This window comes from Aeromonas sp. ZOR0001 (assembly GCF_000801015.1).
GTDB classification, from domain to species: domain Bacteria; phylum Pseudomonadota; class Gammaproteobacteria; order Enterobacterales; family Aeromonadaceae; genus Aeromonas; species Aeromonas veronii.
In genome coordinates this window covers 1-26,328 of the sequence record NZ_JRJY01000051.1, presented here as the reverse complement: position 1 = coordinate 26,328, position 26,328 = coordinate 1, and the positions used below count along the sequence as shown (strand labels likewise).

General features: G+C 59.7%; 25 protein-coding genes. 14 read left to right on the top strand and 11 right to left on the bottom strand.

Annotated elements, in window-relative coordinates; genetic code table 11:
• A partial coding sequence (locus tag L972_RS21760; RefSeq protein WP_231560905.1) for a hypothetical protein occupies positions 1-199 on the bottom strand: 199 nt, incomplete at its 3' end.
• Positions 200-258: 59 nt separating this feature from the next.
• Between L972_RS21760 and atcJ the strand changes: the two genes are divergently transcribed.
• The 5 genes from atcJ to L972_RS06835 all read left to right on the top strand — a co-directional run bounded on the left by atcJ (position 259) and on the right by L972_RS06835 (position 4,816).
• Positions 259-543, top strand: coding sequence for a cold adaptation protein ActJcold adaptation protein ActJ (gene atcJ, locus L972_RS06855; protein WP_005343121.1), 285 nt, complete (start codon positions 259-261; stop codon positions 541-543).
• Between the two features lie 23 nt (positions 544-566).
• Complete coding sequence (gene atcA, locus L972_RS06850; RefSeq protein WP_047436942.1) at positions 567-1,109, top strand: cold adaptation protein AtcA; 543 nt, start codon at positions 567-569, stop codon at positions 1,107-1,109.
• A 12-nt stretch (positions 1,110-1,121) separates the two neighbouring features.
• A complete protein-coding gene (atcB, locus tag L972_RS06845; RefSeq protein WP_026458895.1) occupies positions 1,122-1,889 on the top strand; it encodes a cold adaptation protein AtcB in 768 nt (255 codons plus the stop codon).
• Positions 1,890-1,900: 11 nt separating this feature from the next.
• Positions 1,901-2,803: a cold adaptation protein AtcC gene (gene atcC, locus L972_RS06840; protein WP_047436939.1), complete on the top strand. Its 903-nt coding sequence runs from the start codon at positions 1,901-1,903 to the stop codon at positions 2,801-2,803.
• 525 nt (positions 2,804-3,328) lie between these two features.
• Positions 3,329-4,816, top strand: a complete 1,488-nt coding sequence (locus L972_RS06835; protein ID WP_047436937.1) for a peptide MFS transporter — start codon at positions 3,329-3,331, stop codon at positions 4,814-4,816.
• 554 nt (positions 4,817-5,370) lie between these two features.
• Here the strand turns inward: L972_RS06835 and L972_RS20660 are convergent.
• Complete coding sequence (locus L972_RS20660) at positions 5,371-6,039, bottom strand: hypothetical protein (RefSeq protein ID WP_081990699.1); 669 nt, start codon at positions 6,037-6,039, stop codon at positions 5,371-5,373.
• 219 nt (positions 6,040-6,258) lie between these two features.
• Here L972_RS20660 and L972_RS20655 point away from each other — a divergent pair, with 219 nt between their 5' ends.
• A complete protein-coding gene (locus tag L972_RS20655; RefSeq protein WP_081990698.1) occupies positions 6,259-6,657 on the top strand; it encodes an SH3 domain-containing protein in 399 nt (132 codons plus the stop codon).
• A 44-nt stretch (positions 6,658-6,701) separates the two neighbouring features.
• Here the strand turns inward: L972_RS20655 and parC are convergent, their stop codons facing one another.
• From parC to nudF, 6 genes are all read right to left on the bottom strand, one after another.
• Complete coding sequence (parC, locus tag L972_RS06830; RefSeq protein ID WP_047436934.1) at positions 6,702-8,996, bottom strand: DNA topoisomerase IV subunit A; 2,295 nt, start codon at positions 8,994-8,996, stop codon at positions 6,702-6,704.
• Between the two features lie 83 nt (positions 8,997-9,079).
• Positions 9,080-10,990, bottom strand: a complete 1,911-nt coding sequence (gene parE, locus L972_RS06825; protein ID WP_047436931.1) for a DNA topoisomerase IV subunit B — start codon at positions 10,988-10,990, stop codon at positions 9,080-9,082.
• A gap of 132 nt (positions 10,991-11,122) precedes the next feature.
• Entirely contained in the window at positions 11,123-11,710 is a 588-nt protein-coding gene (locus L972_RS06820) for a YqiA/YcfP family alpha/beta fold hydrolase (RefSeq protein WP_047436928.1), read from the bottom strand.
• Positions 11,711-11,722: 12 nt separating this feature from the next.
• Positions 11,723-12,541, bottom strand: a complete 819-nt coding sequence (cpdA, locus tag L972_RS06815) for a 3',5'-cyclic-AMP phosphodiesterase (protein ID WP_041202814.1) — start codon at positions 12,539-12,541, stop codon at positions 11,723-11,725.
• A 22-nt stretch (positions 12,542-12,563) separates the two neighbouring features.
• Positions 12,564-13,052 (bottom strand): DUF1249 domain-containing protein, encoded by a 489-nt coding sequence (locus L972_RS06810; protein WP_234917221.1) that lies wholly within the window; start codon positions 13,050-13,052, stop codon positions 12,564-12,566.
• Positions 13,015-13,656 (bottom strand): ADP-ribose diphosphatase, encoded by a 642-nt coding sequence (gene nudF / locus L972_RS06805; RefSeq protein WP_047436924.1) that lies wholly within the window; start codon positions 13,654-13,656, stop codon positions 13,015-13,017. Before nudF ends, L972_RS06810 begins: the two co-directional genes overlap by 38 nt.
• A 304-nt stretch (positions 13,657-13,960) precedes the next feature.
• On the opposite strand from nudF, the gene tolC reads away from it, so the two are divergent.
• Complete coding sequence (gene tolC / locus L972_RS06800; protein ID WP_047436923.1) at positions 13,961-15,283, top strand: outer membrane channel protein TolC; 1,323 nt, start codon at positions 13,961-13,963, stop codon at positions 15,281-15,283.
• Between the two features lie 109 nt (positions 15,284-15,392).
• On the opposite strand, the gene hldE is transcribed toward tolC, so the two are convergent.
• Entirely contained in the window at positions 15,393-16,820 is a 1,428-nt protein-coding gene (hldE, locus tag L972_RS06795; RefSeq protein ID WP_005335903.1) for a bifunctional D-glycero-beta-D-manno-heptose-7-phosphate kinase/D-glycero-beta-D-manno-heptose 1-phosphate adenylyltransferase HldE, read from the bottom strand.
• Between the two features lie 204 nt (positions 16,821-17,024).
• Here hldE and lpxL point away from each other — a divergent pair, with 204 nt between their 5' ends.
• The 7 genes from lpxL (at position 17,025) to L972_RS06760 (ending at position 25,221) form a co-directional block, all read left to right on the top strand.
• Positions 17,025-17,948: an LpxL/LpxP family Kdo(2)-lipid IV(A) lauroyl/palmitoleoyl acyltransferase gene (gene lpxL / locus L972_RS06790; RefSeq protein WP_047436921.1), complete on the top strand. Its 924-nt coding sequence runs from the start codon at positions 17,025-17,027 to the stop codon at positions 17,946-17,948.
• A 652-nt stretch (positions 17,949-18,600) separates the two neighbouring features.
• Positions 18,601-20,523 carry a PTS mannitol transporter subunit IICBA gene (locus L972_RS06785; protein WP_047436919.1) on the top strand — a complete coding sequence of 641 codons (1,923 nt, stop codon included), beginning with the start codon at positions 18,601-18,603 and terminating at the stop codon, positions 20,521-20,523.
• A 37-nt stretch (positions 20,524-20,560) separates the two neighbouring features.
• Positions 20,561-21,706 (top strand): mannitol-1-phosphate 5-dehydrogenase, encoded by a 1,146-nt coding sequence (locus tag L972_RS06780; RefSeq protein WP_047436917.1) that lies wholly within the window; start codon positions 20,561-20,563, stop codon positions 21,704-21,706.
• Positions 21,707-21,839: 133 nt separating this feature from the next.
• Positions 21,840-22,361: an MltR family transcriptional regulator gene (locus tag L972_RS06775; protein WP_047436914.1), complete on the top strand. Its 522-nt coding sequence runs from the start codon at positions 21,840-21,842 to the stop codon at positions 22,359-22,361.
• A 190-nt stretch (positions 22,362-22,551) separates the two neighbouring features.
• A complete protein-coding gene (locus tag L972_RS06770; protein WP_047436911.1) occupies positions 22,552-24,339 on the top strand; it encodes a cation:proton antiporter in 1,788 nt (595 codons plus the stop codon).
• Positions 24,336-24,908: a DNA-J related domain-containing protein gene (locus tag L972_RS06765; protein ID WP_047436908.1), complete on the top strand. Its 573-nt coding sequence runs from the start codon at positions 24,336-24,338 to the stop codon at positions 24,906-24,908. Before L972_RS06770 ends, L972_RS06765 begins: the two co-directional genes overlap by 4 nt.
• Positions 24,909-24,972: 64 nt before the next feature.
• Positions 24,973-25,221: a hypothetical protein gene (locus L972_RS06760; RefSeq protein WP_005363113.1), complete on the top strand. Its 249-nt coding sequence runs from the start codon at positions 24,973-24,975 to the stop codon at positions 25,219-25,221.
• 60 nt (positions 25,222-25,281) lie between these two features.
• Here the strand turns inward: L972_RS06760 and L972_RS06755 are convergent, their stop codons facing one another.
• Together L972_RS06755 and zntB are read right to left on the bottom strand one after the other, a co-directional pair.
• Positions 25,282-25,794: a mechanosensitive ion channel domain-containing protein gene (locus L972_RS06755; protein WP_005354921.1), complete on the bottom strand. Its 513-nt coding sequence runs from the start codon at positions 25,792-25,794 to the stop codon at positions 25,282-25,284.
• 13 nt (positions 25,795-25,807) lie between these two features.
• Positions 25,808-26,328 (bottom strand): zinc transporter ZntB (gene zntB, locus L972_RS06750; protein ID WP_047436905.1); only part of this gene is annotated, 521 nt, incomplete at its 5' end.

The following is a 26,328-nucleotide window of genomic DNA, read 5'->3' as shown; positions in this document are numbered from 1 at the left end:
CCGGCCTGCCGCCCGCCCCTTTCCTGACCGTTTTTTCATCGCTTTTGCCCCGCCGCCCTTGCACTGGCCAGACCGACTGGCAACAATAGACGCTCAACTGACACCTCTTCATCTCGCCCGTTAATTGATCGCCCAACTCATCGCGTTGGCGGGCTGTTTCCGTTAAAATGACGGGTTTTTGCCGTGCCTGGTTTGCCAATCCCCACCATCAGGCACTCGCAGCGTGAATCCTATGATGCCAGTGATGCAGGATCTGCCATGAACAACTACTTTCGGGTGCTGGGCGTCAAGTCCAACGCCAGCGAAAACGACATCAAGAAAGCCTATCGTCGGCTGTCGAACCAGTACCACCCCGACAAACTGCACGGGGCCAGTGAAGAAGAGAAAGAGCAGGCAGCCATCAAGCTGCACCAGGTAAAGCAGGCCTATGAAGTGCTGTCCGATCCGAAACAGCGGGCCGCCTTTATCAAGGATTTCAACAACGTCATCGTGACCGACCCCGCCTCCGCCATGCAGGAGATGTGGGATCAGTTCTACCCCTGAAACAGCAGGCAGAAAGAGCAACTATGCAAAAGAGATGGGACCAGGCGCGGCTCAAGTCGCTGCAAAGCGATGCCGGCGAAAACATCGAATCCTACCGGGATCAGGACGACCCCAAGGGGCTGGAACAGTTCACCGACCAGATGAAGAGCCTGCTGCTGGCCGATATGAGCATGCTGGAGTTTATGCCCGAGTATCTGCCGCTGGCCCTCTATGGTCGGGTGCAGTTCCCGGCCAAGGCCAAGTCGCAGTGGAACAAGTGGCTCGCCAGCGGCGAGCAGCCAAGCTGGGACGAGTTCAAGGTGAGCGTCGGCTTCAACAACGCCGCCCTGCCGCTGGTCAAGGCGGTGCGGGCCCAGAGCGAAGATCAGCTGATGGAAGCCTGCGCCGTGCTGTTCCTGCTCGACAACCCGCTGCCGCGCGGCAGCCACCGCGGCGATGACGACTATGAGCTGCGCGACGAAGAAGATGAAGACGGGGAAGATGCCGACGCCGACTACCATGGTGGCAGTGACCGCTATGGTGATGACGACGGCGATCAGGATATGTACGACGAAGTCCGTTTCTAATTGGGGCAAGGCATGAGCAACAGTCTGATAGAAATTACCGCCATCGAGATCAAAGAGCTGGCCGTTATCGAGCCGAAGCAGGCCAGCGAGAAGTTCGAGCTGATCGCCAAGACCATGTCTGACGACCAGCTGGCAGAAGTGATTGAAAACATTGATATCGTTACCCTGACCCAGATTAACGGCCAGCACGATATCTCCTTCCCCTCCATCATCTCCGAGCTGATGACCCCGGAGAGGATCCGCGACATCGTCTGCCAGCAGCCGCTCTATTGGGAAGAGGCGATCAAGAACAACGCCGATGAGCTGCAACAGCACACCTTCGACTTTCTCAACTACCTGATCCGCACCCAGGATAGCGAAGCCAAGCAGCGCGAGATCCTCGAGTGCGTGGCCGAAGATCCGGCCGGTCTCTTCTACCTCGCCATCCCCTTTATCGAGTTCTATCGCGGCGATCGCTATGAAGAGGACGAAGGCTATCGCGACGTGCTGCATGCCGAAGAGGAAGATCTCGAAGAGTCCCTGCGCTACAGCGAGCGCCAGCAGGCCGAAGACAGCCACGACTACGCGCTGGACGACCCGCGCAGCCTCTTGATGCTCATTCGCGAGCTGGCCCCCGAGGTGGAGAAAGCCATCAAGGCGCTGCTGCGCAACGAACACTCAACCTGGGACGGCATCATCAACAAGTTTGCCGCCGAGCTGGTGATGCAGGCCAAAGAGAAGAACAAGGTCGAGGAAGACGAGTACGGCGACGTCGACGACATGTTCAGCTTTCTGGATTAAGGAGCCCATTCATGCAGTTAGTCATTCGCGATGCCAACCAGGGCCCCTTTCTGACCCAGGTGCTGCGCTTTGGCCGCGACAATGAACGTTTGAGCGAACAACAGCTGGCCGCCATCAAGGGCAAGGCGGTGCTGATGAGCCTCAAATTCGCCGACAAGTACTACAACAAGTACAAGATGCACCTGCTGGAGCAGGCCGCCCACGACGTCATCGGCGTGGTGAGCCTCGGCCTGCAGGAGCTCTCGGCGCGGGATCCTGCCAAGGCGCTGGCGCTGCTGCAGGCGCCGGAAGGCCCCATCAAGCCGTTCCAGAAAGGCTGGTCGATGCTCATTACCGTCAGCCCCAAGCAGGCTGGCAACAGCCTCTACGGTGACGTGGATGCGCGCCTCTTGGACAAGATCTCGAGCCCGCCCGATGTGGAGGAGTGGCAAGGGTGGCAGGAGTACGAGAAGGCGCTGACCGAGCACAACAAGAGCCGCCTGATGGAACTCATCGACCAGCACTTCTTCGCCTGCGAGAGCGACCACCCCACCATGGAGGACAAGCTGGCCGAAGCGCTGCTCTACCGCATCCTCTGCGGCAAGGGCAGTGGCGCCGCTCCGCTCAAGGTGAAGCAGGATCTCAAGCGCAAACTGGCGCGGGAGATTGAGCTCGACGAGGGCTGGTACGACATCGACTACCTCGCCGCCCAGCTCGCCCTGATGCTGAATGCGCTGCCAGCCGACATGGCCGCCGCCCTGCGTCAGGAGCTGAGCCCGGGCTTTGTGCCCAACCTGCTGCACACCCTGGGCTTTGTGCGCCAGTACCAGCTGCTGCAAAAAGAGAACGCCTCGCCGGAGAAGCTCGACAACGTCGAGATGCGCGCCGGTCTCAAGCACCCGCTGCTCGGCTGGCCGCTCTACCACGACTTCTAAGGCCGCTTTCGCCGCCCATCAGTCGCACCACAACGCCCGGCCCGCCGGGCGTTGTTTTATCCTCCCCTCACCCTCTCGACAGCAGTGAGGTAACACGCGCAAGTCACCCCGGGGCTGTCCCTTCTCTTACCGATATTTATTCACTCAATGCCCAAGGATGAATAAACAACCTGCAATACAACAACTTGGCACCAGCTGCGTTTCGGGGCAACAAAGCGGGACGAAGATCCCGTTACAGCGCCATAATCGGCACCAAATAGCCGACTGGATCACATCAACCGTGTCGCAACCGCGTGGTAAACCGAGCTAAAACCACAGCTCAATCACGCATAAAAAGGCGGAATAGATCAATAAAAAGCAATTAATCGCGCCGGATTAAATTTCAGGTATGGCTATTTGTACCGCTTGGCCGCTAAATGACAGACCGGCCTTCAGACCAGCATGGAAGCGCACAAGGCTAGCCGGCAGCAGACCGGTACGCTCTCAGGACGAGTTATGACTTTCTTCTCTCACAGGAGACAGACCGTGAGCGCTTCGAATCAACACCCCACCATTCCCCCCGGCTCCGGGGCGCTGTTCTTTATCCAGACCTTCTCGACCCTGGGGTTTGCCGTGCTCTACTCCACGCTGGTGCTCTACGCCACCAAGCGGCTCGGCTTCAGCGAATCCCAGGCCAACGCCATGATGGGGGTCTTCGGGGCCTTCAACTATGGCCTGCACCTGTTTGGCGGTTATCTCGGCGGGCGCTACCTCAGTAACCGCAACCTGTTCGTGATGGGGATGGTGCTGCAGGTGATCGGCTGCTACTTCATCGCCGAGATGGGGATCACCGGCCTCTACTGGGGGCTCGCCATGTTCCTCACCGGCAGCGGCCTCAACGTCACCTGCCTCAACATGATGCTGACCCAGCGCTTCGCCCCGGATGATCACCGCCGCGAGAGCGCCTTCCTGTGGAACTACGCCGGGATGAATCTGGGCTTCTTTATCGGCTTCACGGTGGCGGGCTACTTCCAGCTCACCGAGGATTACCGCACCCTCTTCCTGTTTGCGACGCTGGGCAACATCATCGCCATCATCGCCACCTTCGCCTGCTGGCCGATTCTGGCGGATATCAGCACCCCGCTGCGCCATGTCAAAGGGAGCGGCTTCTACCGCCGCATGCTGGCCGGGATCGCCATTCTGGCCATGCTGGTGCCGGCGCTGCGCCTGCTGCTGACCCACGCCAGCTTCAGCGGCAGCTTCGTGCTGATCCTGGGGGCCGTGGTGCTGGTGCTGCTCTGCGTGATGACCGCCCGCCATCCGGACGCCGCCGAGCGCAGCCGCATGGTGGCCTACCTGATCCTCGCCCTCGGCTCCCTCATCTTCTGGTCGCTCTACCAGCTGGCGCCCATGGGGCTGATGCTCTTCTCCGAGCACAATATCAACCTCAACGTGTTCGGGCTGCGGGTCGCCCCCCAGTGGATCCAGAACATCAACACCCTCGTCATCGTTATCGGTGGCCCGCTGATGGCGCTGCTATTCAAGCGACTGCGCGAACAGGGGTGGAATATCGACATCCCCTCCCAGTTTGCCGCCTCCCTGTTCTGCATGGGATTGGGGATGCTGGTGCTGCCGATCGGCATCCATCTGGCGGGGGCCGACGGGCTGGTCGCCTTCAAGTGGATCGCCATCAGCTATGTGCTGCAGAGTTTTGGCGAGCTGCTGATCTCCCCCATCGGCTACGCCATGATTGGCAAGCTGGCCCCCGCCAGCCTGCAAGGCTTGATGATGGGCTGCTGGATGATGGTGACCGGCATCGCCTCGGTGCTGGCGGGCTATGTCTCCGGCGCCATGCCGCAAAATATCGGCAGCACCCCGGTCGCCACCAACCCGGGTTACAGCTCGGTGTTCAATATGCTGGGCTGGGGCTCGCTGGCGGGCGGCTTGGTGTTGCTCCTGCTGGTGCCCCGCCTGCGCCAGCTGATCGCCTCGAAAATCACCCCGCCACCGGCGGCGACAGCTATCCCTGTCTGACCGGGCTCGGGCCAGCCATTTCAGTGGCCCCTGCCAGCGCGAACGGTTGAATCCGCGACACAGCTGATAATGCAAGGGGCCCCGCCATCATGGATGGCGGGGCCCTCGCTTTTGGCGGGATGGATGGCTCTTTTTCAGGTTGGCAACCTGGCGCCTGTTGCGGCGTTTGCCCCTATCGTCAGCTTTCCCTCACCCTAACCCTCTCCCAAGGGGAGAGGGGATCAGCACCTGCCAACCTGAAGCCATAGCTGTCACCCTTAGCTATCACGCCATACCACGGTCACTATCAATGGCTGCGATCTCTGCTCCCTTCTCCCACTCTTTGCCATAGATAAAGGGAGAAAGGTCGGTGAGGAGGGAGAGCAAACCACCGACAAGCAGCAGTGCGTTAAATCAAGCAGGAACGCGTAGGGTCGATTAGCGAAGCGTAATCGTCCGCACCGCAATCCCCGTGGCGATGGACATAGAGAAGAGATCAGCAGGAGCATCAACAGAATAACGGCAACCTGTTTTCGCGATCGTCTGATTACGCTGCGCTAATCAAACCTACGGCCCTATCTAAATGACTTTACCACTCGATATGTTATTTTTTGATTATCAGCAGAAATCACTTCAACTACAGCACCTTTATAGCCGATTTCTTGTGACTCACCTAAATCATACTCGACATCATTATTAAATGCAGGGCGAGCAATGTCATTGCTAGTTTCACGATATCCTATATTTATTTTATTTCCTACCTTACCACTATAAATCAAAGTTTGCTGAAATGATGCAGAGTTAACAGAAGAAACTTTCTTTACTTCAAAATTTGCAGCATAGCAAGAATACATACCAAAAACCGTAATAACACATAATTCATTTGGATTATTTTTCTTCACCCCAAGTGCTTGGTACGGATCGGCGAAAGGATTTTGTATAACAATTCGCCCTTCTCTGGTAGCTGTTTTAAATACATCAGCTGTATTATTAGAACCTAGCTTGTCGTAAGTTCCACTTGGTATGTCATAAGCTACACCATCTATAGCGTTTTTAAGTACAATGGCCTCCCCCTCAACAAGAATTCCTTTTGACATCATACTGTCACCCACATATGCAGTATTAACCTGACCAAGTGGAGGAAAATCCACCGGAGTGGATTTTGATGATGTACTTGGGTCATAAGATACAGCACAACCACTCATAAGTGATGTTAAAACTATAAAAAGTAGACATTTTTTCATATTTTACTCACTAATTTTAATTACAAAACACCAAAATAACACATCTATCAATTAAGGTGTGTGATAAAGATCATTTTGTTGCCTGAAACGGCTACAAAATAACAATCATTAATGCCTGCAATATAAATGATATAAGTCACAGAATATCATCTTTCAATTTTGATAATATTACTAAAGCCAACTAAACACATAAACCTAGCTTAAGTGAGTTTACTATTTATGAAAAAAAAGATGATTGTATTATTCTCAAGCATCCTTCTACTAATTCCCCCTGTCTATGCCAAAAACTGTAAAAAGGGGCAGCCATGTGGAAACTCATGTATTTCATGGAGTAAAACTTGCCATAAAAACACCTATACTTACTCATCTCCGATAGAAAATAAGAAAACAAGCAAAAAACCTGCCCCTGCATCTACAAACGTATTGGTAAGGTATGTTATTCCTAAAAAATTGAACGTGCGTACATCACCAAGTATCAAAGCCAATATAAATACATCTCTTTCAAAAGGGGACTTTGTTTTATTGTACCGCCAAGAAAATCAGTGGGCATATATTAGCAAGAGTGGCGTATATGGATGGGTCAGCAAAAAATATCTCTCTTCATCTCCCTTGAATTAATTCATCTTAAACAGAAAGGGCGCTTTCGCGCCCTTCTATATTAATTACCCTTCCTGATTTTCCCCGGCTACCGGTTCGGTTCCGGCGGCGGGTTCAATCTCGATGCGATCGACCCGCTGCAAACCGCGGGGCAGCTTGGCGCCACGGCGGCCGCGCTCGCCGCGGTAGTAATCGAGATCGGACGGTTTGAGGGTCAGCTTGCGCTTGCCGGCAAACAGGGTGACCGACTGCCCCTGCGGGATCACGGCGGCCATCACCACAAACTCCTCCCGCGCCTTCACGCGAGCGGACGGGATGCTGATGAGCTTGTTGCCCTTGCCCTTGCCGAGTACCGGCAAGGTATTGAGCGGGAACAGCAGCATGCGCCCTTCGTTGGAGATGGCCATGCAGAGATCGGTTTCTGGCGAGCCGATCTTCTGGGGTGCCATCACCTGACCCCCTTCCGGCACGGTGAGCAGCGCCTTGCCGTTCTTGTTCTTGCCTATGAGATCGTCATAGGTGCAGACAAAGCCGTAACCGGCATCGCTGGCGATCAGGTAGGGCTCGCCTTCGTTGCCCATCACCAGATGACGCACCTCTTCCCCTGCCCCCAGCGCAAAGCGGCCGGTGAGCGGTTCGCCCTGACTGCGCGCCGATGGCAAGGTGTGAGATTCGAGGGCGTAGGTTCTCCCCAACGTGGAGAGGAACACCGCCTGCTGGTTGCTGCGGCCACAGGCGTGGGCCAGATAGCTGTCCCCCGCCTTGTAGGAGAGCCCCGCCACATCCACGTCGTGGCCCTTGGCGGCGCGCACCCACCCCTTGTCGGAGAGGATGACGGTGACCGGTTCGCTGGGAATAAGCTCTTTCTCGGTCAGCGCCACCGCGGTGGCACGCTCCACCAGCGGGGTGCGGCGATCGTCGCCGTACTTCTCGGCATCGGCCAGCAGCTCTTTCTTGAGCAGGGTGTTGAGGCGACGCTCGGAGCCCAGAATGAGCTCCAGCTTGTCGCGCTCTTCGGCCAGTTCGTTCTGTTCGGCGCGCAGCTTGAACTCTTCGAGCTTGGCCAGATGGCGCAGTTTCAGCTCGAGGATCGCTTCGGCCTGGGTCTCGGTAATGTTGAAGCGCTCCACCATCACCTTGCCCGGCTCATCCTCGGTACGGATGATCTCGATCACCTCGTCGATGTTGAGATAGGCGATCAGCAAGCCTTCGAGGATGTGCAGGCGAGCCAGCACCTTGTCGAGGCGGAATTGCAGACGGCGACGCACGGTCTCGCGGCGGAACTGGATCCACTCGCTGAGGATGGTCTTGAGGCACTTCACCTGCGGCCGGTTGTCGAGGCCGAGGATGTTGAGGTTGACCCGGTAGTTCTTCTCCAGGTCCGTGGTGGCGAACAGGTGGGCCATCAGCCCTTCTACATCCACCCGGTTGGAGCGTGGCACGATCACCAGACGGGTCGGGTTCTCGTGGTCAGATTCATCGCGCAGATCGGTGACCATCGGCAGCTTTTTCGCCACCATCTGGGCGGCGATCTGCTCCATGATCTTGGCGCCGGAGGCCTGATGGGGCAGCGCGGTGATGACGATGTCGCCATCCTCCTCACTCCAGACCGCCCGCTGCTTGATGGAGCCCTTGCCGGTCTCGTAGATTTTGCGGATATCGTCGCGCGGAGTGATGATCTCGGCGTTGGTCGGGTAGTCCGGCCCCTGAATGTGCTGCATCAACACATCGAGCCCCGCATTGGGGTTGTCGAGCAGCTCGGCACAGGCGTAGGCCACTTCCCGCGCGTTGTGGGGCGGGATGTCGGTCGCCATGCCCACCGCAATACCGGTCACCCCGTTGAGCAGGATGTGCGGCAGGCGGGCGGGCAGCACCACCGGCTCCTTCATGGTGCCGTCGAAGTTCGGCGTCCACTCCACCGTGCCTTGCCCCAGCTCTGAGAGCAGCAGCTCGGAGAAGCGCGACAGACGCGCCTCGGTATAACGCATCGCAGCGAAGGATTTGGGATCGTCCGGCGCCCCCCAGTTGCCCTGACCGTCAACCAGCGGGTAGCGGTAGGAGAAGGGCTGGGCCATCAGCACCATGGCTTCATAACAGGCGCTGTCGCCGTGGGGGTGGTACTTACCCAGCACGTCACCCACGGTACGGGCGGATTTCTTGTGCTTGGAGAGGGCCGACAACCCCAGCTCGCTCATGGCGTAGATGATGCGCCGCTGCACCGGTTTGAGGCCGTCGCCGATATGCGGCAGGGCCCGATCCATGATGACGTACATGGAGTAGTTCAAGTAAGCCTGTTCGGTAAAGGTGCGCATTGGCTGGCGCTCTACCCCGTCCAGACTGAGCTCGATAGCATCACTCATGTGATTTTCTCTTTCGGTTCGGGAGCCGCCACAGGGCGACTCCGGCTAAATGCTTGCCGGCCCCGACAGGGCCAGCCGACGGCTTAAATGATGGCGAGGTTGCCCTTCTCTTCGAGCCACTCACGGCGATCGCTCGCCCGCTTCTTGGCCAGCAGCATGTCCATCAGTTGCAGGGTCTCCTCAGCCGCATCCCCTTCACTCTCTCCTGCCGGCTCCATGGTGAGCTGCACCAGACGGCGAGTGTTGGGATCCATGGTGGTTTCCCGCAGCTGTTTCGGGTTCATCTCACCCAAACCCTTGAATCGGGTCACCATCACCTTGCCCTTCTTCTTCTCGGCTTCGACCCGCTGCAACACGCCGTTCTTCTCGTCCTCGTCGAGGGCGTAGTAGACCTCTTTACCGATATCGATCCGGTAGAGGGGTGGCATGGCGACGTAGACATGGCCCTTCTCCACCAGCGTGCGGAAGTGCTTCACAAACAGGGCGCAGAGCAGGGTGGCGATATGCAGACCGTCCGAGTCCGCATCCGCGAGGATGCACACCTTGCCGTAGCGCAGGCCACTGAGATCCTCGGAGTCGGGGTCAAGCCCGATGGCGACCGAGATATCGTGAACTTCTTGCGAGGCCAGCACCTGACCGGCCTCCACCTCCCAGGTGTTCAGGATCTTGCCGCGCAGCGGCATGATGGCCTGAAACTCGCGATCCCGCGCCTGCTTGGCGCTGCCGCCCGCAGAGTCACCCTCCACCAGGAACAGTTCGCCCTGCATGGGGTCGGCGCAGTTACAGTCAGTCAGCTTGCCGGGCAGCGCCGGGCCTTGGGTAATCTTCTTGCGCACCACCGTCTTGGCGGCGCGCATCCGGCGCTGGGCGCTGCTGATGCAGATCTCGGCGATCTGCTCCGCCAGCTCGGTATTGCTGTTCAGATAAAGGCTGAAGGCATCCTTCACCACGCCGGAGACGAACGCCGAGCTCTGGCGGGAGGAGAGGCGCTCCTTGGTCTGACCGGCGAACTGCGGATCCTGCATCTTGATGGAGAGGATGTAGGCGCAGCGATCCCAGATATCTTCCGGTGTCAGCTTGACCCCGCGCGGCAACAGGTTACGGAACTCGCAGAACTCGCGCATGGCGTCGAGCAGGCCCTGACGCAGGCCGTTGACGTGAGTACCGCCCTGCGCGGTGGGAATGAGGTTTACATAGGATTCGGCGAGGCATTCGCCCCCTTCCGGCAACCAGCAGAGCGCCCAGTCCACCGCCGATTGTTCGGAGCTGAACGAGCCGATAAAAGGCTGCTCCGGCAGGCAGGTGAACTGCTTGACCGCGTCGACCAGATAATCCTTGAGGCCATCTTCGTAGCACCACTCCAGCTTGATGCCGGTGTTCTTGTCGAGGAACTTGATGGTGAGGCCGGGGCAGAGCACGGCCTTGGCTTTGAGCAGGTGCTCCAGCTTGGTGACCGAGAACTTGGGTGAATCGAAGTAGCTCGCCTGCGGCCAGAAGCGCACCCGGGTGCCGGTGTTGCGGCGGCCGCAGGTGCCGGTGATGGTCAGCTCCTGCACCTTCTCGCCGCGCTCGAAGGCGATGTCATAGACCTGACCGTCGCGACGTACCGTCACCTCGACCCGATCGGAGAGGGCGTTTACGACCGAAATACCCACCCCGTGCAGACCGCCGGAAAACTGGTAGTTCTTGTTGGAGAATTTGCCGCCCGCGTGCAGCTTGCAGAGGATCAGCTCCACCCCGCTGACCCCCTCTTCCGGGTGGATATCGACCGGCATGCCGCGGCCGTCGTCGATCACTTCGAGGGACTGGTCTTCATGCAGGATCACCTCCAGACTGCGGGCGTGACCTGCCAGCGCTTCATCGACGCTGTTGTCGATGACCTCCTGGCCGAGGTGGTTGGGCCGGGTGGTGTCGGTATACATGCCGGGGCGGCGACGCACCGGCTCAAGGCCATTGAGGACCTCAATGGCATCCGCATTGTATTGAGTAGACATGGAGGGCCTTGCGAATTGACGTTTGGAGGGAATCTTAACTGCTAGGCGGGGGTAGAACAAACTCCCCGCACCGAAAGCTTGATCTGGAGAAGAACAAGCAGGGCGAGACCGCCCTTATTGACTCAAACCTGACTATAACCCGAGGAAACGGATGATCTGGGCGGGGTAGCGCTCGAACGCGACAAAGGCGTGGTTGCCGCCGCACTCCAGCGAGAGGCGGGCAAAGCGGTATTCATCCAGCGCCTTGCGATAGTCGAGCACCTCATCCCCCTGCTGTTGCAGCACCCAGAGTCGCTCCGGCGCCGTCACCGGCACAGCCAGTGCCTGCAGCTCATCCATATGTTCAGGCCGCAGTTCGTACTGCTCACCCGTATAGGGATTGGTCTGGGGGCCAAGGTAGTCACAGAGCAGCTCGTGCGGGCGCACCGCCGGATTGATCAGCGCGGCGCGGCAGCCGTACTGCTCGCTCACCCGGGTCGCCATAAAGCCACCAAGGGAACTACCCACGGCGCCGAGCTTGAATTCACTACCATAACGACGCTGCAGATCGGCAATGGTCTGTTCGATAGCCGCCCAGGCCGCCGCTGGCGTATTGGGCTGGGCCGGAATGATCACCTCGATGTCGGGCCGGTTGGCGGCCACCCAGGCAGCCATCTGCTGCGCCTTGGCGGAGCCCGGTGAGGAGTTGAAACCGTGCAGATAAAGGAGAACCGACTTCATGGAATGCTCTCCTCAATAACCGGTAGCGTTGGGGTCAGGCACAAACTGCCCCACCGGCAAGCGCCACACCTCGCTGGCCACCCGCCCATCCGGATAGAGGGTGAGATAGCGCCAGCCCGGGCCGGATTCATCCAGCGCGAAGCCGTCGGATAGCGGTTTGAACTGGATGCAAGTCGATGGGCTGGCAATCAGCCGCACCCCGCGGTGCACCTCGTCAAACTCCTGATGAACGTGGCCGAACAGGATAGTCTTCTGCTGCGGATGACGAGCCAGCACGGCGAACAGGTCGTCGGCATTCTTGAGATTGTGCTGATCCAGCCAGGCGCAGCCCACCGGTACCGCCTGATGGTGCAGGGTGATAAGGGCGTGGCGATCAGGATATTGGCGCAGGGCGCGGTCGAGGGCGGCCAGCTGGTGATCGCCAATCATGCCGTGGGGTTTGCCGCGCACCTGGGTGTCGAGCAGGATCACCTGCCAGTGGTCGCCCACCAGCTGTTTGGATTCGCTGATCCCGGCGGCATGGAGATATTCGGTCATCAGCGGGCTGTCATCGTGATTGCCCGGCAGCCAGTAGATGGGGCGGCCAAGGGGCGCCATCATGGAGGCGAAACGCTGATAGGATTCCGGACTGTGATCCTGCGACAGATCGCCGGTCGCCAGAATCACCTCGTAGGGGTGTTCATTGGCCTGCACCTGTTCCAGCACGGCGGCCAGACTCTCTGCGGTGCGCACAGCCAACAGCCGCCCTTCGGCACTCGCGAAGAGGTGGGTGTCGGTAATTTGCAACAGGCGCACACTGCCGTCCTGCGCCTGGGGGAGCTCTGTTTCCAAAATCACGCTTCTTTTTATTTGTTCAACTGGAGATATTGATCGGGCTGGTACCATGTCTGAGACAAAATTTTAGCCATTCGGCCAGAAACAGATTTACCTGCTCCTTTTCGTCCCGCTGGTGCATCTTTTTATTGGGATAATCATAACGTGGTTGCAAACGGGAAATCTGTTGCGCTGCACACACTTCCGCCATCCGCACATCATGATACAAACGAATCTCTATCTGAGCTTGTAAATATTCGGGCAATTCGGGGTTGTGCTGGCTCAGGATCACCTGATTGGTGAAGCGACTCTCGCCAATGATGGTGAGCTGGAACTGCAGATCGTTGCCGACCCGATAGCGGCGCTCGGCGCCGACTTCCCCATCTGGCGGCAACAGCTTCATCAGCGCCATATAGTTGACCTCGCAGGTACGCTGCAAGGACATCAGATCAGGCACATAGCGCCTGCTCTGTTGCAGGGTCAGCGCCACCTCAGCGATCTGCCAGCCAGCGGGCACGCAGCTCGCCATGGTTGAGGGCAAGCCACTGCAGGGCGATGACCGAGGCCGCATTGTCGATGCGTCCCTCTTTGAGCCAGGCATAGGCCTGTTCGCGGCTCACCACGTGCACCCGGATATCCTCGCCTTCATCAGACAGACCGTGCAGCCCCTCGGCCTTGCTGGCATCCACCTCGCCCACAAAGACCTCGATCCGCTCGGTGCTGCCGCCCGGGCTCACCAGATAGCTGATGGCATGCTCGCAGCGGGCCACCTCGATCCCGGCCTCTTCTACCGCTTCGCGGCGCACCACCGCCTCGGCGGTTTCCCCTTCGTCAATGATGCCGGCCACCAGCTCCAGCAGCCAGGGAGTCGGGCTGGTCTCTATTGCGCCGATACGGAACTGCTCCACCAGTACGATCTGGTCGCGTACCGGATCATAGGGCAGCAGCGCGGCAGCATGGCCCCGCTCGAACAGCTCGCGCACGATGGGCTGGTTCCAGCCGCCCGCAAATAACCGATGCTGCAGACGATAGACGTTCACCTTGAAGAAGCCGTTATATCCAGCTGATTTTTCAATGATTTTCACATCATTGGCGGCGTAATGCCGATCTTGCGGCAAGGGTTGCTGCGACATCCGGGGCTCCCGTCAGCTTGACTTGTATCAGTTTGACCATAAAATCCGAGGAACATGAATGAACGTTCATTCACTCGGCGTGCCATGGTAATGAGGGGTGGATTTTAGCAGCCACAGACCATTTGGCTAGGCGCGCGGGGAGAAAACTGCGTCCGGTTCTTGACGTTCCCGTCACCGGACCTGAGACTCTTAGCATTAAATTTTGCTTATAGTTGAGTGATTAAGCTGCAATCAAGCTTGGTCGGTGACAATATTTGCCTCTCCAGCAACCAGTTTGGGTTACTACATAAGGTTAAAACGATCTATGAAAAGAACACTTTTGTCAGTCATGGTGTTGCTGGGCGTCAGTGCCGGTGCCCATGCCGAAAACCTGCTCGACATCTACCAGCAAGCCCAGATCAAAGACCCGCAGTTGCTGCAGTCCAAAGCCGTTCGCGACCAGGCCTTCGAGAAGATCAACGAATCCCGCGCCCCTCTGCTGCCCCAGATCGATCTGGGTGCCGGGCTCAATTATCTGCAAAACAAGAACGATACCCAGAGCAATACCAACGCCAAGGGCGAGGTGACGCTGTCGCAATCCCTCTATCGTCGCAGTAACTGGGTCAATCTGGATATCAGCGAGAAGCAGGCCACCCAGTCAGATGTTGCCTACAACCTCGAGATCCAGAGCCTGATGCTGCGTACTGCCCAAGCCTATTTCAACGTGCTCAAGGCGATGGATACCCTGGAGTTCGTCCGTGCCAACAAGGTTGCGGTAGAGCGTCAGCTGGAGCAAACCCAGCAGCGTTTCGAAGTGGGCCTGACCGCCATCACCGACGTCCATGAAGCGGAAGCCTCCCGTGACCAGGCGCTGGCTGACGAGATCAATGCCGAGAACGAGCTGGACAACAGCTATGAGACCCTGCGCGAGCTGACCGGTATCGATCACCGCAATCTGGACGTGCTGAACACCGATCGTTTCAGCCCGCAGAAGACCGCTTTCGGCTCCGACAAGTGGCTGGAGCTGGCGCTGGACAAAAACCTGCAACTGCACAGTGCCCGCATCAGCAAGGACATTGCCAAGGAGCGGATCGATCTGGCCAAAACCGGTCATGAGCCGACCCTGGATCTGGATGCCGGACTGCAGACCAGCAATACCGATTACAAGCTTGATAGCATTCAGAGCGGTGGCAATGACAATCAGGCCAATATCGGCCTGACCTTCAAGCTGCCGATTTACAGTGGTGGCGCCACCAGCTCCAAGGTGAAGCAGGCTCAGTACGACTACGTGGCGGCCAGCGAACTGCTTGAGAAGAACTTCCGCTCGGTGCAGAGCACAGTGCGCTCCTCCTACAACAACGTGAACGCCAGCATCGGCTCGGTTCGCGCCTACAGCCAGTCAGTGGTCTCCGCCGACAGCGCCCTGAAGGCGACCGAAGCCGGTTACGAAGTGGGTACCCGTACCATCGTCGACGTGCTGGACTCCACTCGCAAGCTGTACGAGGCCAAGCAGAAGCTCTCCGAAGCCCGTTACAACTATATCCTCAATATCCTGAGCCTGAAGCAGGCTGCCGGTGTGCTGGAAGTGCAGGATCTGGTGGAAGTTAACCAGGGTCTGATGCCTGCCACGGCAAAAGCCAAAAGCTGATATCGTGCATGAAAAAGGCGACCGCAAGGTCGCCTTTTTGTTATCCGTATTTCGGTCGGATTGCAGCCGCCGATAGTGAGCCCCGCCAGATTGCGGGGCCAGCAGAACGTTAGCCGCGCTCGCGGATCGTCTTGATGATGTCGGTGGTGGAGCAGCCATCCTCGAAGTTGAGAACACGCACCTCGCCACCATTGGCAGTCACCTCGGCGTAACCGGCGATATCTTCCGGCTTGTAGTCACCGCCCTTGACCAGCAGATCCGGCAGGATCTCGGCGATCAGGCGCTGCGGGGTATCTTCACCAAATGGCACAACCCAATCCACCGCGCCCAGCGCAGCCAGCACCGCCATGCGGCGCTCGGTCGGGTTGACCGGACGACCCGGCCCTTTCAGGCGGCGAACCGACTCGTCGGTGTTGACCGCCACGATCAGGCGATCCCCCAGCTTGCCCGCGTTGGCCAAATAGGAGACGTGGCCGGCGTGCAGGATGTCGAAGCAACCGTTGGTCATCACCACCTTCTCGCCACGCAGACGGGCGGCACGAACCGCCACTTTCAGCTGGGCTTCGGACATGACGCCAAAGCCTGTCTCCTGCTCGGTGTAGAGGGCGTTGGCCAACTCGACCGGACTGACGGTAGAGGTACCCAGCTTGCCGACCACGATACCGGCGGCGGTATTGGCCAGCGCACAGGCTTCGTCCAGGCTCTTGCCTGCAGCCAGTGAGGTAGCCAGAGTGGAGATGACGGTATCACCGGCACCGGTCACATCGTAAACCTCGTGGGCCTGAGCAGGCAGATGCAGCTCCGGCTGACCTTCGCGGATCAGGGTCATGCCGTTCTCGGAACGGGTGACCAGCAAGGCATCCAGCTCGAAACGCTTGACCAGATCCAGCCCCTTGGCGACCAGCTCCTCTTCGCTCTTCACCTTGCCCACCACGGCCTCGAATTCGGACATGTTGGGGGTCAGCAGAGTGGCACCGCGATACTTCTCGAAGTCGGTCCCCTTGGGATCGACCAACACAGGAATACCGGCGGCACGGGCGCGCTGGATCATGCCGGGCACATCGTTGAGAGCCCCCTTGCCATAGTCGGAAAGGATCATCACGTCGCTATTCGGCAGCGCCTGCTCGACCTTGCTCATCAGCAGGGTGGCATCGACGGAGTGGAAGGGCTCTTCAAAGTCCAGACGCAGCAGTTGCTGGTTGCGGGACAGCACCCGCAGCTTGGTGATAGTCGGGAAGTCGGCCAGACGAACGAAATCACAGGCCACCTTGACGCCAGCCATCTGGCCAGCCAACGCATCGGCAGCCTCGTCCTGACCAGTCAGGCCAAGCAGCACGGCATGAGCGCCAAGGGCGGCGGAGTTGAGGGCCACGTTGGCCGCGCCACCTGGGCGCTCCTCAATGTGTTCAACCTTGACCACGGGCACCGGCGCCTCGGGGGAGATCCGACCGGTAGGGCCATGCCAGTAACGGTCCAACATGACATCGCCAACGACCAGAACGCGGGCTTTTTCAAAATCGGGCAGGGTGATCTTCATCTGTATCGACTCTCAAAACCTGAAAAATCAGCGGGCGATTTTATCACACTCTTTTATCCGGTGTAGAAAAAGCCGACCGCAGTTGCCGCCGCTGTCACGCGAACCGGACGCAGACCACCCCTCTGACCAGCACACAGCCATTCGCCCCCACCCCCCCTTTTCGGCTAGAATCCCCCGATTGTGTTTGCGAACAAGAGATTAGCCATGGCCCACGACAACGCTCCCCGCCTGGAGCCCCGCCTGTTTCATCCCCGTTACTGGGCCAGCTGGTTCGGCCTCGGCCTGCTCTGGCTGCTGACCCTGCTGCCGTGGCGTAGCCAGATGTGGCTGGGCCGTCAGCTCGGTCGTCTCGCCGCCAGGATATTGAAGTCCCGAGTCAAGATTGCCCGTCGCAATCTGGAGCTGGCGATGCCCGAGCTGACCCGGGATGAGCAGGAGAAACTGCTTAAGGCAAACTTCGAGAGCGTGGGCTGCGCCGTGTTCGAGGTGGGGATCGCCTGGTTCTGGCCAGACTGGCGGATGCGCAACCTGATGAAGGTGGAAGGGGAAGAGTACGTCATCGCCGCCATGGAAAAAGGTCAGGGCATGCTGCTGCTCTCCTGCCACTTCCTGACGCTGGAACTCAACGCCCGCTGTTTCGGGCTGGTGCGCCCCGGCGTGGGGGTCTATCGCCCCAACACCAACCCGGTGCTGGAGTATGCCCAGTACCACGGGCGCTGTGCCTCCAACAAATATCTGGTGGATCGGATGGACGTGAAGGGGATGATCAAGGCTCTGCGCAACGGCGACGCCCTCTGGTACGCGCCGGATCATGACTACGGCAGCCACGCCAGCGTGTTCGTGCCTTACTTCGCGGTAGAGCAGGCCGCCACCATCACCGGCACCGCCACACTGGCGCGGGTGAAGAACACCGTCACTCTGCCCTGCTACAACATCCGCACCAGCGAGGGTTACACCCTCCATATCGGGGCGCCCCTCGCCGACTACCCGAGCGGGGATGACATGGTCGATGCGGCTCGCGCCAACCGCGAGATTGAAGCCGCGGTGCGCAAGGCACCGGAGCAGTACATGTGGCTCCATCGCCGCTTCAAGACCCGCCCCTCCCCCGAGGATGCGGGTTTCTACTAAGCCGCAGCCTCCGAATGGAGCCTGATCGCCAAAACCGACAAACCGCCTGCTGGCGGTTTGTTTTTATCTGCTGTCTGGCCTGCGCGGCAAGCAAGATCCCCGAACGTCAACCGCACCATAACCTCCTGCACGAACCTCCTGCACGACCTCCTGCAATCTACCGACCATTTCCATCAACCGGCCACAAAAGAGCCCTCATCACGGCCTGCAAAAACTGAAAGCGGGTTACAAATTTATTGATTCATTGGTAAGCAATGGGGTGTTTCGATAGATCCATCGTCACTACCCGCTGATGAGTAATTGAGTGATTTGTCCCATTCGAATACAAAAACTGAATTTGTGATGCAAATCACCTTTGCACGAAGGAGCGGCAAAGTTGAACTGGTGATCTAAATCACAAAAAATGGTCGTTCAAAACAGAAAAGATCGAAATGTAGCCGAATTACAGCATGGGAATGTGATGTGGGTCACTGGTTATGGATGGGGTATCGCTGGGTATCTGAGAGCTGGATCACAAGACACCCCGTTTTCAGCCTAATTTGATATCAAGCTGGTAGATTGAAGTTGCTTAGACGACCGGGATGGCGGTTCGGCAAAACCGGCCATCCCGACTACCACTTTTAATCAAACAGGCTTAAAACGGGGTCCCGACATGTTATCACCGGATACCAAAGTCAAGATACAGAATTTTGGACGCTTCCTGTCCAATATGGTCATGCCCAACATAGGCGCCTTTATCGCCTGGGGCTTTATTACCGCCCTCTTCATCCCCACCGGCTGGCTGCCCAATGAAACCTTGGCCAAGCTGGTCGGCCCCATGATCACCTACCTGCTGCCGCTGCTGATTGGCTACACCGGCGGCAAACTGATGGGCGGTGAGCGCGGCGGCGTGGTCGGTGCCATCACCACCATGGGTGTCATCGTGGGAACTGATATCCCCATGTTCATGGGAGCCATGATGGTCGGCCCGCTCGGTGGCTGGGCCATCAAGCGCTTCGACAAGGCGATGGACGGTCGCGTCAAGAGCGGCTTCGAGATGCTGGTCAACAACTTCTCCGCCGGCCTTATCGGCATGCTGCTGGCGATCCTCGCCTTCTTCGTGATTGGCCCCTTCGTCAAGGTGCTCTCCGGCCTGCTGGCCGGTGGCGTCGGCTTCCTGGTGGAAAACCACATGCTGCCGCTCACCTCCATCTTCGTCGAACCGGCCAAGATCCTGTTCCTCAACAACGCCATCAACCACGGCATCTTCTCGCCGCTGGGGATCCAGCAGGCGACCGAGCACGGCAGCTCCATCTTCTTCCTGATTGAAGCGAACCCGGGCCCGGGCATGGGTGTGCTGCTGGCCTACATGGTGTTCGGTCGTGGTGCGGCCAAGCAGTCCGCGGCTGGCGCCTCCATCATTCACTTCTTCGGCGGCATCCACGAGATCTACTTCCCATATGTGCTGATGAACCCGCGCCTCATTCTGGCGGTGATCGCCGGTGGCATGACCGGGGTCTTTACCCTGACCCTGTTCAACGCCGGTCTGGTCTCCCCTGCCTCACCGGGTTCCATCTTCGCCGTGCTGCTGATGACGCCGAAAGCCTCCCTGATCGGGGTCGCCCTCTCCATCATCAGCGCGACTCTGGTCTCCTTCCTGGTCGCCGCCGTGTTCGTTCGCGCCCAGCAGCCGGAAGCTGACGAGGCCAATGCCCTCGGTGAAGCCACTCGCAAGATGAAAGCCATGAAGGGCGGCAAGCCCGAAACCGCAGCGGCCAAGAAGCCGGGCGGCGAACTGATGGCTGTGCGCAATATCGTGGTCGCCTGCGATGCGGGCATGGGTTCCAGCGCCATGGGTGCCGGCATGCTGCGCAAGCGGGTACAGGCCGCTGGCCTCGATATCAGCGTCACCAACCGCGCCATCGATCAGCTCGACGATCAGGTGGACTGGGTCATCACCCACAAGGATTTGACCGAGCGGGCCCGTCGCCATGCGCCGCATGCCCACCATATTTCACTGACCAACTTCCTCGACAACGGTCTCTATCAGGAGCTGGTACAGAGCCTGACCCAGGCCGCCAACGATGACGTTGCCAACCCGCAGCTGCTGGTGGCCGCCAACGACGACAGCTATGAGCCGCAAGCGGCCGAAGTCTTTACCCTGAGCCGTCATGACGTGCATCTGGGACTGAAAGCGGACAGCAAGGAGGCCGCCATCCTGACCGCAGGCCGACTGCTGGCAGAACGCGGCTACGTGGCGCCCGACTACGTCAACGCCATGCTGGAGCGTGAACAGCTGGTCTCCACTTACCTCGGCGAGTCCATCGCCGTGCCCCACGGCACCATCGCCGCCAAGGAGTTTGTGAAGCGGACCGGCATCGTCATCTGCCAGTACCCGGCCGGGGTCGCCTTTGGCGAAGCCGCCGATGAGGTGGCGCGGCTGGTGATCGGTATCGCCGCCCGCAACGACGAACACATGCAGGTGATAACCCGCCTGACCAATGCACTGGATGAACCCGGTCTCATCGACCGGCTGGCCAGCACCACGGATCCCCAGGCCTTCCTGGATCTGCTGGGTGCCGAACAGGCTGCGTAATCATCTTTCATCGTCTTTGGTTCAAGAGGTTAATATCATGAAAACATTGCATTTTGGTGCCGGTAACATCGGTCGCGGCTTTATCGGTAAAGTGCTGGCGGATGCCAGCCATCAGGTCACCTTCGCCGACGTCAACGACACCCTGATCGACCAGCTCAACCACCGTCAGGAGTACAAGGTCCATGTGGTGGGTGCGGATCAGAAGCTGGATGTGGTGCGCAACGTGGCGGCGGTGAGCTCCGCCGGTCACGAGGTGATCGCCCGCATCATCACCGCCGATCTGGTCACCACGGCAGTGGGCCCCAACATTCTGGACAAGATTGCCAGCACCTTGGCCAAGGGGCTGCAAGCCCGTTTCGATGCTGGCAACCTGACACCGCTCAACGTCATCGCCTGTGAAAACATGGTACGCGGCACAAGCCACCTCAAGCGGGAGGTACTCAAGTACCTGCCGGTCGCGTATCATGCCACGCTCGAATCCTGTATCGGCTTCGTCGACTCGGCGGTGGATCGCATCGTGCCGCCCGCCGCGGCTGCCAACGATGACCCGCTGGAAGTGACGGTAGAGAGCTTCAGCGAGTGGATCGTCGACCAGACCCAGTTCAAGGGAGAGCTGCCACAGGTGGCGGGCATGGAGCCCACCGACAATCTGATGGCCTTCGTCGAGCGCAAGCTGTTCACCCTCAACACCGGCCACATCGTCACCGCCTATCTCGGCAAGTTGCGGGGCTACCGCACAGTGCGCGAGGCGATCGAAGATCCGGTGATCCGCAGCAAGGTGCGCCGCGCCATGGAGGAGAGCGGTGCCGTGCTGGTGAAACGCTACGGCTTCGACCCGCGTCTGCACGCCGCCTACATCGAGAAGATCCTGGCCCGCTTCGCCAACCCCTATCTGGTGGACGAGATTGACCGGGTCGGTCGTCAGCCGCTGCGCAAGCTGGCGGCGGGGGATCGACTGGTGAAGCCGCTGCTGGGCACCCTGGAGTACGGCCTGCCGAGCGATCAGTTGCAGGAGGGGATCGCCGCTGCGCTCCACTATCGCAATGCCGATGACCCGCAGGCGGTGGAGCTGCAAGCCCTGCTGGCGGAGCTGGGCCCGGCCAAAGCGCTGGCCCGCGTCACCGGACTGGATGAAGAGAGCGAGGTGGTTCGCGCCATCGTCGCCCGTTACGAAACCCTGTAATGACCCTGCTTGCGGCGCATTCAGCCACCACTGATAGCGCGCCAAGCGCTTGAATGGCAAGGGAATGTGCCCCATATGATAAAAACCGGGAGAGAGGCTGACTCTCTCCCTGTCAGCTGGACCCAATGCACCTATGACCACACACCAGGAAGATGAAGTACTGGAACGACTGAACGAGCAGGATGGCCCCCGCGGCTTCTTTCTCGAAGCCGTGACCATCCTGGAAGAGGCGGTCGACTCCCTGATGCGACGCGCGTTTCGTCAGGAGGAGTATGCCGTCAAATACGCCATCGAACCCCTGCTCAACCAGAGCGGCCCCCTCGGCCAGCTGGAGGTGCGCCTCAAGCTCATCTTCGCCCTCGGCCTCATCTCCCTCGAGCGCTATCAGGATATCGAAGCCTATATCAAGATCCGCGACTTTCTGGTGCGCGACCCCAAGGATTACCGCTTCAGCGACAAGCCGATCCGCGATCTGCTCGACCGCCTGCACGGGGTCAATCAGGGCGGCATGATGAAGCTGGAGCCCCCCGCCAGCGAAGAGGATTGGGCCTTCTACCAGATGCAGCTCAACCGGCTCGATCAGATGGTGCGCTCCGCACTGGTACTGACGCTGGCCGACTGTGTCGGCGAGCTCCACAAGGAGAGCCCCATCTAATCCGGCCCCAAGGCCACCCCATCACCACGGTTGGCGTCTGGCTGGCGCCCTTCACACCACCGCCAGCCACCATGACGCCGACTGTCGCACATATCCCCATCCCGGCCATGATGCACGCTCCTTTGGGTGTCAATCTGACCAACTTAGCCACTACACTAGCTCCATACTCACTGCCTGAATCGAGGTCTGCATGATTGCCCTCTCTCTGGCCGGGATCGCCCTGGTCTCCGTACTGGCCCAATGGCTCGCCTGGTCGCTGCGGGTGCCCGCCATCCTGTTTCTGCTGCTCACCGGCCTGACTCTGGGCCCGGTCAGCGGCCTGCTCGACCCCGATGCCCTGCTCGGGGATCTGCTGTTTCCGCTGGTCTCCCTGTCGGTAGCCATCATCCTGTTCGAGGGGGCGTTGACCCTTCATCTGGCCGAGCTCAAGGGGATCGGCAAGGTGGTGCGCAATCTCTGCTCCACCGGCATGCTGGTCAGCTTCGCCGTCATCGGCAGCGCCGGTTACTTCCTGCTGGGGCTGGACTGGCGGGTCGCCACCATGCTCGGCGCTGTGCTGGTGGTAACGGGCCCGACGGTGATCGCCCCCATGCTCAACGTGATCCGCCCCACCCGGGAGGTGGACCGCATCCTGCGCTGGGAGGGGATCGTCATCGACCCTATCGGCGCCCTGTTTGCGGTGCTGGTGTTCGAGGCGGTGCGCCTCGGCAGTCAGGGGGATCTCATCAGCCATACCCTGCTGGCGCTGGGCAAGACAGTGCTGGTCGGTTCCCTGATCGGGGTGTCGGCAGGCTGGCTCACCACCCTGCTCATTCGCAAGGACTGGCTGCCGGTCAGCCTGCACAAGTTCGGCGTGCTGGCGCTGGTGCTGGTCACCTTCAGCCTTTCCAACTGGCTCAGCCACGAGTCCGGCCTGCTGGCGGTGACCGTGTTCGGCATCTGGCTCGCCAATCAGGAGGGGCTGGATCTGGAGGAGGTGCTGGCATTCAAGGAGGATCTCGCGGTCATCCTTATCTCCAGCCTGTTTATCCTGCTGGCGGCCCGCCTCGATCTGGCACAGCTCTGGCAGCTCGGCCCCATGGTGCTGGCGCTGCTGTGCGTGGTGCAGTTTGTGGCGCGCCCGCTCTGTATTCTGGTCTCGACCTGGGGCTCGGATCTCTCCTGGCGAGCTCGCGCCCTGCTAAGCTGGATCGCCCCTCGCGGCATAGTCGCGGCGGCAGTCAGTGCCTCGTTTGCCATCAGCCTGCATCAGGCCGAGATCCCCGATGCCGACAAGCTGGTGCCGCTGGTATTTGCGGTGATCATCTCCACCGTGGTGTTGCAGAGCCTCACCTCGGCACCGCTGGCCAGCCTGCTCAAGATGCGCCAGAGCGCCCCCAACACCTGGCTCATCATAGGGGCCAACTCGGTGGCGCGGGCCATTGGCAAGGCGCTGGCAGATCAGGGGGTGCCGGTACAGCTCTGCGATCCCGCCTGGGAGTTCTGCAAACAGGCGCGGATGAGCAACCTCCCCTGCTATTTCGGCAACCCCCAGTCGGAACATGCCGAGCTGCACCTGCCGCTTACCAGCATCAGTACCGTGCTGGCACTCTCCCCCAACCGCCACAACAACGCCCTCGGGGTGCTGCACTTTGCCCACCTCTACGGCGAGGAGCAGGTCTACTCCCTGCGCTCCAGCGAGCAGCACGGCAAAGCCAACCGGGAGAGTGCCACCTTTCGCGCTCGCCAGAACCTGTTCGGCCCCGACATCAACTATGCCCGGCTGAGCGGCCTGCTGAGCCGGGGCGGCCAGATCAAGGCTACCCGCCTGAGCGAGGCATTCGACTGGACCCAGTATCAGACCGCCAATCCCGGCGCCATCCCGCTGTTCATCATGGATGGCAAGGGCAAGCCCCGGATCGTCACCGGCCCCGTCACCCCGCAGGCGGGTGAGCTGCTGATCGCCCTGCAGCCGCCCAGAGAGCAGGGCGCCGAATGAACGAAGCCAACCACAATCCGCTGGTCGCCCCTCTGCTGGTGCTGCTGCAACAGGCGGCGGGCAGCTACAAGGTGCATGAACTGATGGCGGCTCTGCGCCAGCAGGGAGCGATCCCCCGGCTGGCCGACGACGAGCAGCTGCAGCTGTTTCGGGTCAACTTCCTGATCATGAACGCCCTCTACCAGCTGCAGGCCGAGCTTTATGAAGAGGGTTGGTGGCTGGTGATCAGCACCCTGGATATCCGGCTCGAACCGCTGGCTGGGAACCTGGAGGCCAACCACGGCTTTGCCCTTGGCGAAAATCTGCGTAGCTACTATCTCGACTGGCAGGTGTTCTGGCAGACCGACCGTGCCGAAGTGGAGGCCCTGCTCAACCGCTTCTGGCGCGCTTACGACGGTGAGGGGCACAAAGCCGAGGCGCTGGCATTGTTCGAGTTGAATGAAGGGGTAAGTCAGGAGGCGCTCCGCCGCCGCTGGCGGGAGCTGGCACTGCTGCACCATCCGGATCGGGGCGGCAATGCCGAGACTTTTGTCCGCATCCGCTGGGCATGGGAGGTCCTGCGGGGATGATCCCGTTGCTGCATATAAAGGGCAGGCATAGACTGGAGCTGGATATTCCCCACAGGAGAGCATCATGACAGTCAGTGAACTTCGTAAGCTCTATCAGCAACAGATCCTGCAAGAGGCCGAAATACTCCACGATGTGGCTATTCCCGGCTGGCTCATCGAATTCAGAGGCAAGGATGGCGCCCTCTACGAGCTGACCGACACCCTCGGCTGCCCGGTCAGTTTCGGCACCGTTGAGCAGGCCCGCGAACATCTGCATCAGGTGGCCGACTGCCCGGTTCAGGTGGAGCACCTCTACCGCTTCTTCGAACGCTAGCGCCACCCACCGCACAGTAAAAAGGCTCCCGAGGGAGCCTTTTGTTATTCCGGTTGCTTTCTACTCCGGTTGCAGCGGTTCCGCCACCTTGCCCTCCAGCTTTCTTACCGGCTTTTGCAGGATCAGGTTGGCCGGATAGGTGACCAGATCGCCGTTGTCATCACGCACCCGCACATAGAAGAGGCCGATCTCGGTGATGACGCCGGTGACCGAATCATCTTTGTCGAGGATGCGGATCCGGTCGCCAATCTTGTAGGGGAAGGCGAAGAAGATGGTGATGCTGGCGGTGATGTTGGAGAGGATCGACCACTGGGCGACCATGGCGACCCCCAATACTGCAAAGAAGGAGGAGGCGAGCACCACCAGTCGGGAGAAGTCGAGCCCCCACACCCCGGCCAGCACCAGCAGGGTGGCGCAGCCGAGCAGGAAGTGGAACACATGGGCCACGTAGAGCACCCGGTTCTCGCTCACCTGCCTGCTCTGGCCGAGCGCCAGCAGACTCTTGTGAATAAGCCGCCGGATCAGGGTATGCCCCAGCAACAGCAGCAGGGTCAGACCAATTGATTGCCACATGGGTTATGCCTCCTTACCACCAGCGCCGATGCTTGAGCCAGATAGCCAGCCCGCTTGCCAGCGCCACCAAGGATCCGCAGAAGACCCAGAAGGCGGTCGGATTCTCGGCACCGGGGATACCGCCGAGGTTGATGCCAAACAGACCGGTCAGGAAGCTGGCAGGTAAAAAGAGCAGCGCCATCACCGACATCTGGTAGGCGCGGCGGTTGGTCGCCTCTGCCATCAGATTGTTGATCTCGTCTGCCAGCACGGCGGTGCGAGCCACCCCGGCATCGAGGTCATCGAGCCAGCGCCGCAGCCGGTCGGCGATATCGAGCAGACGACGGCGGTCATCCTCATCCAGCCAGCTGATCTTCTCGTTGGCCAGCCGTGCCACCAGATCCCGCTGGGGGGAAAGGTAGCGGCGGATCATGATGAGCTGCTTGCGGATCAGCGCCAAGCGGCCATTGGCGGGCATGTCGCGCATCAGCACCATCTCCTCCAGATCGAGGATCTTGTCGTGCAGCTCCTCGACAAACTCCCCCGCCCGATCGG